Origin of the sequence: Nguyenibacter sp. L1, assembly GCF_035199985.1 — a bacterium.
Lineage (GTDB): Bacteria > Pseudomonadota > Alphaproteobacteria > Acetobacterales > Acetobacteraceae > Gluconacetobacter > Gluconacetobacter vanlangensis.
Genome location: NZ_CP127015.1, coordinates 158,330 through 173,228 on the forward strand (window position 1 = coordinate 158,330; position 14,899 = coordinate 173,228).

Sequence of the window (14,899 nt, forward strand, 5' to 3'; positions counted from 1 at the left end):
GAATCCTCAGCACTGCTCCGCCGCTGCTGGAACAATCAGGTGCAGCAGTGGTTCAAGTCGGCGGAAAATGCGCATACAGAGGCCCGAGGTCAAGCATTAGTCGCACGAATCGCGCAGATTCAGGGTGTGCGGCGCGCGGCGGAGGGAGAACGGGAGCCATGCTGAGCGTATCCGAGGCGCAGGAGCGGATTCTGGCGGACCTGTCGCCCACCGGGCCGGAACTGGTCGCGCTGGCCGATTCATGGGGGCGGGTGACGGCGGGGGAGATCGCGGCCCGGCTGGACAATCCGCCCGCCGACATATCGGCGATGGACGGATATGCGGTGCGGGCGGAGGATGCCCGTGCGGGCGCCGTGCTGAATCTGGTGGGGGAAAGCCCGGCCGGCCACCCCTTTGCCGGCGCCGTGCCCGAGGGGGGCTGCGTGCGGCTGTATACCGGCAGCGTGATGCCGGCCGGGGCCGATTCGGTGCTGATCCAGGAAAACACGACTGCCCAGGGTGGAGCCCAAGATGGCGCTCGGGATGGCGCCGGCGGTGGGCGGATCGGCGTGACGGCGGATGTGCGGGCCGGGCAGCATATCCGGCGGCAGGGGCAGGATTTCGCCCGGGGCCAGGTCGTGGTCGGACAGGGCCGTGCGATCCTGGCGCGGGAGGTCGGGCTGATCGCGGCGGCGAATCATGCCTGGGTGCCGGTGCATCGGCGGCCGGTCGTCGCGATCCTGTCGACCGGTGACGAGATCGCCCTGCCGGGCAGTCCGATCCCGCCGGGCGGGATTGCCAATTCGAACGCCCCGATGTTGGCCGCCCTGGTGCGGGCCAGCGGCGGGGTGCCGGTGATTCTGCCCGACGCGCGGGATGACGAGGCCGAGATTGCCCGGCTGGGCCAGGGGATCGCACGGGCCGACATGCTGCTGACCGCCGGCGGCGCCAGCGTGGGACGCTATGACCTGGTGCAGCGCGGGTTGGAGCGGATCGGGCTGGCGGTCGATTTCTGGAAGATCGCGATGCGGCCCGGCAAGCCGCTGATGTTCGGACGCATCGGCACGGTGCCGGTGCTGGGGCTGCCGGGCAATCCGGTCGCGGCGCTGGTCTGCGGCATTATCTTCGCCCTGCCGGCGATTCGGGCCCTGAGCGGACGGAGCGACCGGCTGGTGATGCCGGAACAGGCGGTGCTGGGGGGCGACCTGCCGGAGAACGACCAGAGGGCGGACCATCTGCGCGCCACGCTGCGCCGCGATGCCGGCGGGGCGCTGGTCGCGACCGCGTTTTCCCGCCAGGATTCGGCGATGCTGCGGACCCTGGCCGACAGCCAGGCGCTGATCCTGCGGCCGCCGCATGCGCCGGCGGCGCGCGCGGGTGCGCCGTGCCAGGTGCTGCGGCTGGACAGCCTGTCGATCTGAGAGGCTGTGTCACAAACCGGGCGACCGGTAATCCGACGCGTCTTTTCTGCGGGCCGCTCCGGCTTGCTGGCACGGCTTGTAAAACGGCCTCGGCGTGGTCTTTTTCGTGTGATCCGGGGGCCGGGGCGGGCCGGTGCTGTTGACGGACGGGTGGGAACCAATATAGAACAACATCAATAGGTTTCCTGTTTGTTCCCTACCCTGGTAACGGATCGGCCAACCACGCGTCCAATAAGTCGCTCAATTCGGTCACGGGGGTGCCAATGCTGACACGCAAGCAACATGAGCTGCTGCTGTTCATCGACAGGCATCTGAAGCAGACCGGTTTTTCGCCGTCGTTCGACGAGATGAAGGATGCGCTGAACCTGCGGTCGAAATCGGGCATTCACCGGCTGATCTCGGCGCTGGAGGAGCGCGATTTTCTGCGGCGGCGCCATCATCGTGCCCGGGCGCTGGAGGTGCTGCGCCTGCCGGAGGTCGTTACGGCCGACGGGAAGGCGATGGGGGCGCAGATGGCGGAGGAAGCTGTTCCCTCCCCTGCCCCTGCTCCTGGCCCCGTTCGGGAAACGGAGGCGGCACGGGCGCCGGCTGCCGATCCATTCGTGCCCAATGTGATCCGGGGCGATTTCGCCGGGCGGCTGGCCGGGGCGCCCGTGGCGACGGAAGCGGGGTCGATCAACCTGCCCTTCTATGGCCGGATCGCCGCCGGCCAGGCCATCGAGGCGCTGCGCGAGACCGGGTCGCAGATCGCGGTGCCGCTGAACCTGCTGGGGCACGGCGCGCATTACGCGCTGGAAGTCACGGGCGATTCGATGATCGAAGCCGGAATCCTGGACGGGGATACGGTGATTATCCGCGAGGGGGAGATCGCCGAGAACGGGCAGATCGTCGTGGCGCTGATCGACGACCAGGAAGTGACCTTGAAACGGCTGCGGCGGAAGGGCGGCGCGATCGCGCTGGAGCCCGCCAATGCGCGCTATGAGACGCGCATCGTGCCGTCGGACCGGGTGCGCATCCAGGGCAGGCTGGTGGGGCTGCTGCGTCAGTACTGAGCAGTATCGCGCGGAGATTGGGGGCAGCCCCCGCAGGCCGGGGGTCATGCTTGCAGCGTGTTGGACGCATGGCGTCCAACACGAGCAGCGGCATGCAGTCCGTCAGATCAAGCGCAAACGTCTGCACCTGATGTCGCCCAAGCCATCCGGAATGGGCGATGCCGGCAATGCTGTAATTGTCTCCCCCAGTAACCGCGCCGGCCGGACGAAACGTCATGACGTCGTGCCGGCCATTCAGCGACGGGGCGGTGGGCGCTGTGCTTCAGATCTGCTTCTGGCCGCCGTCGACAAACAGTTCGATGCCATTGACGAAGCTTGCGTCGTCCGAGGCGAGGAAAAGCACCGCGCGCGCGATTTCCCCGGGCTGCGCGATGCGTCCGGCGGGGATCAGGCCCGCTAGGTAATTTTTGGTTCCTTCAGCCTGCTCGCCGCCGCCGAACAGATGATCGAGGCCCGCGGTCTCGGTGACGCCGGGGCTGATCGCATTGACCCGGATGTGGCGATCCTTGAGGTCGAGCATCCAGTTGCGTGCGAAGCTGCGCACGGCGGCCTTGCTTGCGGAATAGACGCTGAATGAGGGTGTCCCGGCCGCGCTGACGTTCGAGGCGTTGAGGACGATCGACGCGCCGTCGCGCAGCAGCGGAAGGGCCTTTTGGACCGTGAACAGGACGCCTTTGACGTTGCTGTCGAAGGTCGATTGATAATGCGCCTCGGTGATTGCGCCGAGTGGTGCGAATTCGCCGCCACCGGCATTGGCGAAGAGGACGTCGATCTGGCTGTGCTTCTGCTGCACGGCCTCATAGAGGCGGTCGATATCCTCGAGGCGACCCATATCGCCCCGCACACCCGTTACCCGGCCGCCGATGCTGCGGACAGCGGCATCGAGCGTCTCCTGGCGTCGGCCGGTGATGAAGACGAAGGCGCCGTCGTCGGCGAACGCCTTCGCGGTCGCGAGACCGATGCCGCTCGTCCCTCCGGTGACGACCACGACCTTGTTTTCGAACCTGTTTGTCATTGTCCTGTCTCCTTGTCTTCGACGCTCGTGCGTCGGTGAGACGAACATGATCCTGGAACGATGATGCGATAAGTCGTCGTTTGTGGCACGCAGCGTTCACTAGGAGGAACGATGCATGAAATCCGACCTGAACGACTTTATCTATTTCGCGGAAATCGTCCGCCATGGCGGCTTCGCGGCTGCCGGCCGAACGTTGCGGGAGCCCAAATCGAAGCTCAGTCGACGCATCGCGGCCCTGGAAGCACGCCTCGGGCTGCGGCTGATCGAACGGACGAGCAGGCGTTTCCGCGTGACCGAGATCGGCCAGGCCTTTTACGAGCGCTGCAGACTCATCATGACGGAAATGGAACAGGCGGAGTCCCTTGTGGCACAGGCCAAGAGCGAACCGCAGGGTCGTATCCGCTTCAGTTGTCCGACTGGAATGATCGAGGAGATCTCGGAAGCCGTATCGGGTTTTCTGGCCCGCTATCCGAAGGTACGGCTTCAGCTTGTCGCGGTCGATCGCGCGGTCGATCTGATTGCGGAGCGCGTCGATGTCGCCCTGAGGATACGCACGGCGCTGGTTGGCGATGCAGCCCTGACGATGCGCGCGCTGGGCAATTCCACGCGTATTCTCGTCGCCGCGCCTGGGTTGGCCGGACGGTTGCAGGACATCGACGATCTTTCCTCGGTGCCGACGCTCTCCACCTCCGATGAGGATGCGATCTGCGAATGGAACCTGCAGACCGATGGGGGGCGATCCCATATCGCGCGTCATGAGCCGCGACTGGGCTGTGCCGATTTTGCCGCCGTGCGGCAGGCGGCTGTTGCGGGGTTAGGTGTGGCGCTCCTCCCGGATCACCTTTGCCGCCAGGCGCTTGATCAGGGCGTACTCGTTCGCGTGCTTCCGGAATGGCGCGGCCTTCATGGCATCGTGCATCTTGTCTTCACGACCCGGCATGGTTTGACCCCGGCCGTACGGGCCTTGATCGATCATCTCGCGACCGTCAGGTTTCGATGATTGAAGAGGGCAAGTCTGGTTTAGCAGACGCCCGGTCAGGAGCGCGCGGATCAGTCGGCGGACCGGATAATAATTCTACGCATAATTGAACAGAGCCATGAATCCGAAATCCATGTGCAGTTGCTGGTGGCAATGGAACAGGGTCGGTCCGGGATTGTCGGCGGTGAAGTCGAAGGACAGTTCCTGGAAGCCGCCGAGCATCACCACGTCCTTGATGAGTCCGGCGGTGGGTTTTCCGCCGATATGGGTCAGTTCGAAACTGTGGCGGTGCAGGTGCAGCGGATGGATGTCGTCGCTGGCATTGCGGAATGTGAGCCGGTAGCGCCGGCCCCGGTGCAGGGTGTAGGCGGGCTGTCTGGTATCCATCGAGAAGGCGCGGCCGTTGAGCGTCCAGCGGTTGAAGCCGTTCAGGGCGCCGTTCTGCTTGACGATCAGGATTTCGATCGTCTCGTCCGGCGGAGGCGGCATCGCATCGGGCCTGCCGAAGCGTGCATAATCCCAACGGAACGGCCGCGGCCGCGTCCATTGCGGGCTGCCCGTCATGCCGGCATATTCGACCACGATGCCCATGCCGCGCCGCCGGTCGTCGTCGGCCAGGTCGCCCATGATCCAGATGCCGGGGTGGGTCATGTCGACGATGGCCGACACCCGTTCGGCCGCGCCCAGCCAGAGCACGGGGACGTCGCGCGGCGACGGCACCGGGTTGCCGTCGAGCGCCACCACCCGGAAATTATGGCCGGGCAAGGCGAGGCTGCGGATTTCGCCGGCGCTGGCGTTCAGGACGTGGAACAGCACGCGCTCGCCCTGCCGGACGCGGATCGGATCGCCATGGCCCAGCATCCGGCCATTGACGGCGAAAAGCGCGTAGCCGACCTCGTAGCCCTTGGGCCCGTTGAACTGCCTGTCGGCCTGCCGGCCGATCCGCTGCAATGCGGCGAGCGGCGCGCCGGCGAGCGCGTCGACCGCCATGTCGCCGCCGCGGCTGAAGGAGGGCAGGAATTCCTTCAGCACCAGGAAGATTTCTCGGTCGTAGGCGCCGGGATCCGCCGCCGGTTCGATATAGACCGGTCCGGCGAGGCCGGTATAGGTGCCGCGGCTGAGATCGGCGCCGGGCACGATATGGGTATGGTAGAAACGCAAGCCCGCGGGCTGCGGCACATAGGCGATGCGGCGCATGGCGTGCGGCGGGATGAAGGGGGTGCCTTCCTCGGCCGCGCCGTCGATTTCGCTGGGCACGAACTGGCCGTGCCAATGGACGAGTTCGGGCGTGTCGGTGTCGTTGACGATGTCGACCACGACGCGCCTGCCCTGCTTGAGCCGCAGCAGCGGTCCGGGGAACCGGCCGTTATAGAGCGTGGTCGAGACGATGTGGCCGGGCGCGAGTTCGACCTGTCCGGGGGCGATCCGCAGCGTGTAATCGGGCTTCTGCCGCGCCATTTCTGCCGTTGCATCCCGGGCGCCCGCCATGCGCGGCGCGGCGCCGATTGCCGGGCCGAGGGCGGCGAGCTTCAGCAGCGTGCGGCGGTCGATGGGCATGGCGAGCCTCTTGCCGGGGTGTCGCTGTTCCTGGATGGTGGGAATGTCTGACGGCGGAAAGGGTTCGATCCGGGCGGTCAGCCGGAGGTGTCCTGGCGTTCAGTCGCGAGACGGCGGCGTTGCAAGGCCCATCCAGCGTGGGTGACGCATCTCGATCCAGCAGAGGAGCCGATCCCTGACGCGCCGCATGGGCGGCAGGTCGTCGGCCAGCAGCAACAGCCCCAGCGGCAGCATCCACAGCCCGAAGACCGGCAGCAGAGACAGGAAGCCGCCGAGGATCAGGAGAACGCCGACCGGGATTCGCACCCAGCGTGCCGCCGGCTGGCGCAGCCGGTGGATGGCGGGCCGCATCCATTCGGGGAGTTGCCCGATCAGAAGCGCGATCCGCCGTTCCGGCGTGCCGCCATAGGCGCGATCCGCATCGGAACCGTCCTTGTCCATGCATCATGCTCCCCGTGCCATCTGTCGTGCCATCCATGACATGAGCACGTCGCCATGTCCCGGCAAGGGCGGCGGGTCCGGGCGTCGATGGGGGCCGTCATGGCCCCTGCCCCGCGTCATCGTCGTATCCGGTCGGGAGATTGCCGCGTCCGGTGCGGCATCGTAGCGTCGGGACATGACGCCCCATATCCGGCTGGCACGACCTGGCGACCTGGCGAACGTGGAGGCGGTCGTGAAGGCCGCTTATGGACATTATGTCGCCCGGCTGGGCCGCGCGCCTGGCCCGATGCTTGCCGATTATCGCACGCTGATCGCCGCGCGGCGCGTTCATGTGTTTCTGCAGGATGCCATGATTGCGGGGTGCGTCGTCCTTATCCCGGAGGATGACGCCATGCTGCTGGACAATATCGCGGTCCTGCCGTCGATGCAGGGGCGCGGCATCGGGCGGGCGCTGGTGCGTTTCGCGGAGCGGACCGCGTCGGATCAGGGCTATGGCCGCATACGCCTTTATACCAACGCGGCCATGTCCGAGAATCTGCAACTCTATGCCCGTCTTGGGTACCGCGAGACGCATCGCGCCGAGGAGGGCGGGTTCAGGCGTGTCTTCATGGACAAGCAGGTGGGGGCTCCGTCCTGACGCGGATGCGACATGGGCCGTCATGTGGCTGGGATCGGGCCGCCCCGGAGAGTATCCAATGCGTTGATGACGGCGGATTGCCGCAGCCCATTACCGGACCTGGAGCCCGGACTTGGAGCCCGGACTTGGAGCCCGGACTTGGAGAAAGACGTCATGCCTGCCTTTGCCGCGAACCTGACGATGAATTACGTCGAGCATGATTTCCTGGATCGCTTCGCCGCAGCCGCCGCGGATGGGTTTCGTGGAGTGGAGTTCCTGTTCCCCTATGCGTTCGCGGCAGCGGACCTCCGGTCGCGCCTGAGGGATCATGACCTGGCGATGGTGCTGTTCAACGCGCCGCCGGGCGACTGGGAGAACGGCGAGCGGGGGCTGGCCGCGCTGCCGGGCCGGCAGGACGCGTTTCGGCGCAGCATCGACACCGGGCTGGCCTATGCCGCCATGCTGGGGAATCGGCGGCTGCATGTGATGGCCGGGCTATGCCCCGATCCGGACGCCTGGGGACGGTATCGGGATGTCTATATCGACAATATCGCCTTTGCGGCCCGTCAGGCGCGCGATGCCGGCATCACGATCGTACTGGAAGCGATCAATACCCGCGACATGCCGGGTTATTTCCTGACCCGGCAAGAGGATGCCGCCGCGGTATGCGCCGACGTGGGTGCGGAGAATGTGCGGATCCTGTTCGATTTGTATCATGCGCAGATCATGCAGGGCGATGTCGCCACCCGCCTGCGCGCGCTGATGCCCGTCATCGGCCACGTGCAGGTCGCGGGCGTGCCCGATCGCCATGAGCCCGATGACGGGGAACTGGCCTGTCCCTATCTGTTCGGACTGCTCGACGCGCTGGGATATGACGGATGGGTGGGGTGCGAGTATCACCCCCGCGCCACGATGCGCGCGGGGCTGGAATGGATCGCGCCCTGGCGCGGGCGGGTGGCCGGCGTGCCGTGACGGGATCGGGGGCGGGCAGCGTCCGTCAGGCTGGCATGGCCAGATGCGCCGGTAACCCGGCCTTTATTGCCCGTTGTCACCGCGCACGTTCAATAAGCGTGCAGGCGCAAGGATTGCGAGAACGCACCAGCCCAGGACGTAAGCCACGGCGCAATAGCCAAGAACCGGCAGAAGCTGACCCGCCGCGATGAAGCCGCCGACGACATGAAGCGCCAAAGCGCCGCCGACATTGCCGCAGAATGCGCCGATTCCTGTTCCCCGCCCCACCCGGTCATGTTGCAGCCATTCGGTCAGGAACCCGAAAAGATTGACGGCAAAAGCCTGGTGCGCCGCGAGCGCCAGGCCGCAGACCAGGATGCCCAGGCCGATTGTCGGCATGGACAGGACCAGCGGCAGCGGCAGCACGCAAAGGGCGGCCGTTCCCATGACGGCACGGCGCGCGCTTTCATCGGACATGCCGCCGCGCGCCAGCATGGTCGGCGCGTAGCCGCCGATCAGCGAACCGAGCGCGGCCATCGCATAGGCCGTCGCCAGAGGCACGCCAAGGTGGGCGGTATCAAGCCCGTAACGCCGGTGCAGGATGTCCGGCAGCCAGAAAAGCAGGAACCACCACACCGGGTCGGTCAGAAACTTGCCCAGTGCAAAAGCGGCGATCAGACGGCCGGCGGGGCCTGGAACCGGACGTCGCGCGAGCGGCAGGTCCTCGGGCCATGCGCGGGCGCCGGGACCCGCGGGCATGGGCGCGGCATCGGTCTGACGGAACCACAGCAGCGTGCAGAACAGACCGATCGATCCGACGATCGCGATCGTTCCGCGCCAGCCTGCACAGCCGAACAGTGCCGCCACCAGCAGCGGGGTCAGCATTGCCGCCAGGTTCGGCGCGGCGTTCAGCAAACCGATCATGCGTCCACGAGCGGCGGGCGGGACATATTGGACGACCGCCTTCATCGTCGCGGGCGTGCCGACGCCTTCGAACACGCCCAGGGCGACGCGGACGCCAAGGAAGCCGGGCACCGTGCTGACGGCGGCGTGCAGGATTGTCGCCAGGCTCCATCCGGCCACGCCCGCCCCGAGGGTCCAGCGCACGCCGAAACGATCGACGATCCAGCCGCTGCACAGCAGGCTGAGGGCGATCGCCATCTGCGACCAGGACGAGATCGCCGCGTAATCGCCGGCGCTCCATCCGAACTCCCGGTCCAGAACCGGTTTCAGCAGGGCGATCACCTGCCGGTCGGCATAGGCGACGATGCCGATCACGAACAGGAGGATCAGCATCATCCGCTGGGATCGCCGCGCGGGCGGTGACGCCACCCGGCCGCGCGTCTGGGCGGATGCCATCGGTCAGAATTCCTTGCGCAGTTCGAAACCGCCGTACCGAGCGAAGTCGCGGGCGATGAAGTTGGTCACGCCGGCTTCGTTGCCGTATTTGATATAGGATGCGTAATGCGTGTTCAGCGCGTTGCGCAGCACCAGCGTCAACCGCACCCGGTCAGGGCGATCATTCAGGCCGACACTCATGTTCCAGATCCCGTAGGCCGACTGGATGGTGTCGGGGGTTTCGGCCAGCGAGTACTGGGTCTGGCTCTGCCATGTATAGATGCTGTTCAGATCGAGGCTGAAGCGATCGCTGACGGGCCGGTCGTAATCGGCCCCCAGGACGAATTTCCAGCGCGGCGCGAAGGGCAGCGGCTTGCCGTCGACATTGCAGGACGATGCCGCGCCCGGCGGGCAGTTGAAACGATCGATGGTCGCATAGGTATAGGCAAAATTGCCGTTGAGCGTCAGATATCGGATCGGGCGCAGGGTCAGGTCCCCCTCGATGCCCTTGGTCGAGACGCTGCCGGCGTTGATGAGGGTCGTGATGAAGCCGCCATTGACGAACTGCGGCAGGTTGGCCTGGTAGTTCGAGAAATTCTCGATGAATCCGGCGAAATCAAGCGTCAGCCGCCGGTGCCAGAATTGCGATTTGAGACCGATTTCGAAGCTCTGGTTCGTCTCCGGCTTCAGCGCGCGGGTATCGGTGACCTGCATGTTGGGAAAGACATTGAAGGACGGCCCCTTGTACCCGTGCGAATAGGTAAAATAGGCATCGACATCCGGCGTGATGTCGTATTGCAGCCCGATCCGGTCGCCATAGCCGTTATGGGCCGTCGATCCGGATGTCGTCAGTGGCGGGCGGATGCCCAGGGTCGCCCCTTGCAGGGTCGAAACCCGATTGAATCCGAAATCCAGATCGTCACGCAGCAGGCGCAGTCCGAGGATCGCGCGGAAATTCCGGGTGAAATTCAGGTTTCCCTCACCGAAAATCGCATAGTTATTTCCGGCTACGCTGGAATGCATGTCGCCCACGGCGCTCTGGTTCGCGTCCCCCGGCAGCGCCGTCACCGCGCGATGATAATCGTCCGTGTTGCTGGTATGCAGATAATAGAGGCCCGCGACGTAATCGAAGACATGGCCTTTGGGCGAGGCGATGCGCAGTTCCTCGGATGCCTGCCAGAATGCCAGGCGTCCCTGGTCGTACACCTGCGGCAGCCCGCGATAGGGCTGGGAAAGCTGGTCGTAATCCTGGTTCTGGTCGTTCTGCCACCGCCGGTAGGCGGAGATCGATGTCAGCCGGTAACCTCCGCCCAGCTTCCGGTCAACGGTCGCCGATACGCCGCCATTGTCGTCGATGGACTGGGTCAGATTATTGTTGCTGATGGTCGTGTTGTGGTTGGACGGGGTAATGCCCTCGGCGTGCAGGGCCGCGGCCAGCGCGGGATTGGGCGTCACGATTCCAGTCGGATAGGCGATCCGCGACGTTGCCGCGAAGATCCCGTTCACGGCGGGATCATTCGCATGGATATAGTCCAGCCCCAGCGTGACCGTTGTCTCGTCATCGGGCGTCCAGGCCAGCTTGGACCGGAAGCCCCGATGCTGGTAGCCGTTCACTTCCTTGCCCAGTGCCGCGTTATAGACGTTCCCGGTAAATCCGCTGATCAGCGCGCCGAAATTTCCCGTCAGCCTGCCTGGGACGAGCGTGCCGGAGATGCCGCTGGCCAGGCGATATTCATCGCCGCTGAAATAGCCTGCGTCGGCATAGGCGTGGAAGGATTCGGTCGGGGCCGCCGTGGTGATGTTGATCGCGCCGGCCGAGGCGTTTTTCCCGAACAAGGTGCCCTGCGGGCCGCGCAGGACCTCGATATGGTCCAGGTCGATCATCTCGGACAGCGCTTCGCCGGCGCGTGCCAACACGACCCCGTCGATCACCGTCGAGACCGAGGGCTCGACCCCCGGCGACGTCGACGTGGTGCCCATGCCGCGCACGAAGACGACCCGGTCGTTCGCCGAAGCCGCCGTCTGGAAATTTGCCGACGGCACGAACGCCAGCATGCTCGACAGGTCGTGCGCGTTCAGCTTGTCCGCCTGGGCGCGGGTGAAGACCGATACCGCGACCGGCGTCTTCTGCAACGGTTCGCTGCGCCGGCGCACGGTGACCTGGATCTCTTCGGGGATCTCTTCGGGGTGCGGGTTATCCGGTGCATTGACAGGGGCCGCTTTCGCCTCGCCCATCTTCGGCGCCTGGCGCGGTGACGACGGCGCGGCCGGGAGGCGATCGGGAATTGCGGCCTGGGCCTGGGCGATCATGCAGGCGGTACCGCCCGCCATCAACAGGCACCGGATCGAGGGAAAGCCCATGACAGGACGAGAGCCAGCGGCTCGGAGGCTCTCTTTTTTAACGATCATAATTCGTGATTAACCTTTCGGAGCACCTGTTCCGAGCGTTATAAACATACAAATATGATCGTCAATAATTATAATATACGTTTTTATATGGTGTATATTAGAGAGAGAACGAGCGACGCCCGAACCGGGAGAGCGGGGCATGCTCCAGGCGCGGCAGCACATGACGCGCGAACAGGTCGCACTCCGCCTGGTGCGGATACCCCGACAGGATGAAAGCTTCCATGCCGATGTCCTGATAGGCGCGAAGCTTGGCCAGCACCTGGTCCGGATCGCCGACGATCGCGGCACCGCAGCCCGAGCGCGCCCGGCCGATGCCCGTCCAGAGATGATCCTCGACATACCCGTCGGCATCGGCCGCCTGGCGCAGTTCGCCCTGGCGCAGCACGCCGGCCGTCACGGCATCCAGAGACCGGCTGCGGATCGCCTCCCCAGTCGCAGCGTCGAGATGGGAGAGCAGGCGCGAGGCCGCCGCGCGCGCGGCGGCCTCGGTTTCGCGCACGATGACATGGACGCGGTAGCCGAACCGCAGCGTCCGTCCATAACGTGCGGCGCGTGCCCGCATGTCCGCGACCACGTCGCGCACCTTGTCCAGCGTGTCCGGCCACATCAGGTAGATGTCGGCCGCCGCGGCCGCCGTCTCGCGCGCAGCGTCGGACAGGCCGCCGAAATAAAACAGCGGCGCCGTGCCGCCATGGGCCTGAAGCCGGGGCGGCTCGACGCTGAAGCGATAGAACTCACCGTCGGCCGTAACCGGCCTGCCGTTCAGGAGGTCGCGCAGGATATGCATATATTCCAGCGTGCGCCGATAGCGCGGCGCGCTCTCCAGCGTTTCGCCCGGCAGGTCGGAGGAGATGATGTTGATGTCCAGCCGGCCTTCGGTCATCTGATCCAGCGTCGCCAGTTGCCGCGCCTGCTGGGCAGGCCAGACCTCGCCGCAGCGAATGGCAGCCAGCAGCCGCAGGCGGCGCAGCAGCGGGGCGACGCCGCCCGCGAACGCGATCGTATCCAGGCCCAGCTTGTAGCCGGATGGCAGCAGGATGCGGTCGAACCCGCCGGTTTCCGCCGCCAGGACGATGTCGCGGCAATGCGCCCAGGACGAGCGCAAAGCCGGATCCGGAACGCCCAGGAATTCATAATCATCATCGCAGAGGGCGGAAAACCAACTGATTTCGCATACGGTACGGGGATCGGTGCCAGCGGTCATGATATTATCCGATCTTGTGGCGTGAATTATATACGCCGTTTACGACATCGCATTGCCGCTGTATAGATCCGTCCATTATTCACATTAAAGAACAGTGAAATGCGTTTCGCTCTGGTCGGCACCGGCCTGATGGCCCAGGAACATATCCGAAATCTCGCGCTTATGCCGGGGAACATCGTCGCGGCACTGGTGGATCCGGAACCTGCGTCGCTCGCCTGGGCGCGCCGCAGCCTTGCCGAGTCCTTCGGCCCTGCCACCGCCGAAATCCCGGATTTTGCCGATGTCCCGTCGATGCTCGCAGCCGTCGAAGCCGACGCGGTGATCGTCGCCTCCCCTAATTTCACGCATCATGACGTGCTTCTGCTGCTGTTGGCGACGGACCTGCATATCCTGTGCGAAAAGCCGCTTTGCGCCACGATTGCCGATGCCGAGGACGTCGTGGCCCGCAGCGGCGGCCGGCGGGGGATCTTCTGGGTGGGCATGGAGTATCGCTTCATGCCCCCCGTCACACGCTTCATCGAGGACGTGCATGCCGGCCAGGTCGGCACGCTGCACCGTCTGGCCCTGCATGAGCATCGTTTCCCGTTCCTGCCCAAGGTCGGGGACTGGAACCGCTTCAATCGCAATACGGGCGGCACGATGGTCGAGAAATGCTGCCATTTCTTCGACCTGATGCGCGCCATCGTTCGGGCCGAACCGGTGAGCGTCTTCTGTTCGGGCGCCGCAGACGTCAATCACCGTGACGAGCGCTATGACGGCCAGGTGCCGGATATCATCGACAACAGTTTCACGATCGTCGATTTCGACAACGGCGTCCGTGCCATGCTGGATTTGTGCATGTTCGCCGAAGGATCGGAGGAACAGGAATCCCTGGTCGCCATCGGCGACAGGGCCAAGCTGGAAGTCGGCATCCCCAGCGGGATCAAGACTCTCTCGCCCCGTGTTCCGCTCGGCGCGCCGAAGGCCGTGACAAGGGAGCATGTCGCCGTCGGCGACGATGTCCTGGCCGCCGGGCATCATCATGGCGCGACCTATTTCCAGCTACGCGCCTTCCTGGACGCGGCGGAGGGCCGCGCGCCCGTTCAGGTCGCGGCGCGGGACGGGTTGATCGCCGTCGCCATGGGCGCGGCCGCAGAAATCAGCGCCCGGGAAAAGAGAGTCGTCGGCATGCGGGAGATACGCGCGTAAACTGCCGATGCGATCCTGATCGCAAGGTCTACCGCGCTGGGTCCGCTGCTTCGACTCCGCGATCACCGCTTCGCTTGCCGACCGTCATTCCGCCCATGATGGCCGTCTTGGCGCATTCCGGAAGGTCCTTGTCCCTCGTGATGTCGAAGGACCGGTTGCCTGCGACCGTCAGAGCAGAGGCGCGCCCGGCATCCGCGTGCCGCCGTGCATGGCCGATCACGAGGGGGCCGACGGACGCGGGATCTGGTGGGCAGCATCGCCGAGGCGCGTGCGTTCGTGGCGGGTGATCATGTCCTGGAGCGTGTAGCGGTCGAGCACCGCCATGAAGGCCCCCAGCGCCTCGGCCAGCGCGCCGCGCAGGCGGCAGGCGTCGGCCAGGAGGCAAGTCTGGCCGGCCGGCAATCCCCCTGGCGACTGGTCCGCCTGCATGCAGGCCACCAGCCCCATATCCTCTTCCGTGTAGCGGACGACGTCGCCGATCCGGATGTCGGGCGCCGGGCGGGCCAGCCGGAGCCCGCCATTTCGGCCCCGGACGGTCTGGACGAAGCCGCCCAGGCCGAGGCGGTGGATGATCTTGACCAGATGATTTTCCGAAATGCCGTACGCCTGCGCGACCTCGTGGATCGACACCAGGCGATCGGTGTGGATTCCCAGATAGATCAGGGTTCTGAGGGCATAGTCGGTATGCAGGGTCAGGCGCATGGCGAATAGGTATATATGTTTGACATCTTTCTCCAGCGCGATAAAAG

The 14,899-nt window shown here is 65.6% G+C and carries 13 protein-coding genes; 6 read left to right on the top strand and 7 right to left on the bottom strand.

The features are described from left to right. Positions 1–158: 158 nt before the first annotated feature. Both glp and lexA read left to right on the top strand, forming a co-directional pair. Complete coding sequence (gene glp / locus QN315_RS00725) at positions 159–1,400, top strand: gephyrin-like molybdotransferase Glp (RefSeq protein ID WP_323991080.1); 1,242 nt, start codon at positions 159–161, stop codon at positions 1,398–1,400. Positions 1,401–1,663: 263 nt separating this feature from the next. Next, complete coding sequence (gene lexA, locus QN315_RS00730; RefSeq protein WP_323991081.1) at positions 1,664–2,452, top strand: transcriptional repressor LexA; 789 nt, start codon at positions 1,664–1,666, stop codon at positions 2,450–2,452. 262 nt (positions 2,453–2,714) lie between these two features. On the opposite strand, the gene QN315_RS00735 is transcribed toward lexA, so the two are convergent. After that, positions 2,715–3,467: an SDR family oxidoreductase gene (locus tag QN315_RS00735; RefSeq protein WP_323991082.1), complete on the bottom strand. Its 753-nt coding sequence runs from the start codon at positions 3,465–3,467 to the stop codon at positions 2,715–2,717. A gap of 115 nt (positions 3,468–3,582) precedes the next feature. On the opposite strand from QN315_RS00735, the gene QN315_RS00740 reads away from it, so the two are divergent. Then, the gene (locus QN315_RS00740; RefSeq protein WP_323991083.1) at positions 3,583–4,467 is read left to right on the top strand and encodes a LysR family transcriptional regulator; all 885 of its coding nucleotides are present in this window, start codon (positions 3,583–3,585) and stop codon (positions 4,465–4,467) included. Between the two features lie 75 nt (positions 4,468–4,542). On the opposite strand, the gene QN315_RS00745 is transcribed toward QN315_RS00740, so the two are convergent. Then, a complete protein-coding gene (locus QN315_RS00745) occupies positions 4,543–6,003 on the bottom strand; it encodes a multicopper oxidase domain-containing protein (protein WP_323991084.1) in 1,461 nt (486 codons plus the stop codon). Between the two features lie 99 nt (positions 6,004–6,102). After that, positions 6,103–6,444: a hypothetical protein gene (locus QN315_RS00750; protein ID WP_176639638.1), complete on the bottom strand. Its 342-nt coding sequence runs from the start codon at positions 6,442–6,444 to the stop codon at positions 6,103–6,105. A gap of 175 nt (positions 6,445–6,619) precedes the next feature. Here QN315_RS00750 and QN315_RS00755 point away from each other — a divergent pair, with 175 nt between their 5' ends. Beyond that, positions 6,620–7,081: a GNAT family N-acetyltransferase gene (locus QN315_RS00755; RefSeq protein WP_323991085.1), complete on the top strand. Its 462-nt coding sequence runs from the start codon at positions 6,620–6,622 to the stop codon at positions 7,079–7,081. Positions 7,082–7,234: 153 nt separating this feature from the next. Further along, complete coding sequence (gene otnI / locus QN315_RS00760) at positions 7,235–8,032, top strand: 2-oxo-tetronate isomerase (protein ID WP_323991086.1); 798 nt, start codon at positions 7,235–7,237, stop codon at positions 8,030–8,032. A gap of 63 nt (positions 8,033–8,095) precedes the next feature. Here the strand turns inward: otnI and QN315_RS00765 are convergent, their stop codons facing one another. From QN315_RS00765 to QN315_RS00775, 3 genes are all read right to left on the bottom strand, one after another. Further along, positions 8,096–9,370, bottom strand: coding sequence for an MFS transporter (locus tag QN315_RS00765; protein WP_323991087.1), 1,275 nt, complete (start codon positions 9,368–9,370; stop codon positions 8,096–8,098). A 3-nt stretch (positions 9,371–9,373) separates the two neighbouring features. Beyond that, the gene (locus tag QN315_RS00770; protein ID WP_323991088.1) at positions 9,374–11,680 is read right to left on the bottom strand and encodes a TonB-dependent receptor; all 2,307 of its coding nucleotides are present in this window, start codon (positions 11,678–11,680) and stop codon (positions 9,374–9,376) included. Between the two features lie 175 nt (positions 11,681–11,855). Further along, positions 11,856–12,962 (bottom strand): LLM class flavin-dependent oxidoreductase, encoded by a 1,107-nt coding sequence (locus QN315_RS00775; RefSeq protein ID WP_323991089.1) that lies wholly within the window; start codon positions 12,960–12,962, stop codon positions 11,856–11,858. Between the two features lie 99 nt (positions 12,963–13,061). Between QN315_RS00775 and QN315_RS00780 the strand changes: the two genes are divergently transcribed. After that, entirely contained in the window at positions 13,062–14,150 is a 1,089-nt protein-coding gene (locus QN315_RS00780) for a Gfo/Idh/MocA family oxidoreductase (protein ID WP_323991090.1), read from the top strand. 216 nt (positions 14,151–14,366) lie between these two features. On the opposite strand, the gene QN315_RS00785 is transcribed toward QN315_RS00780, so the two are convergent. After that, entirely contained in the window at positions 14,367–14,852 is a 486-nt protein-coding gene (locus QN315_RS00785) for an Rrf2 family transcriptional regulator (RefSeq protein ID WP_323991091.1), read from the bottom strand. Positions 14,853–14,899 lie beyond the last annotated feature (47 nt).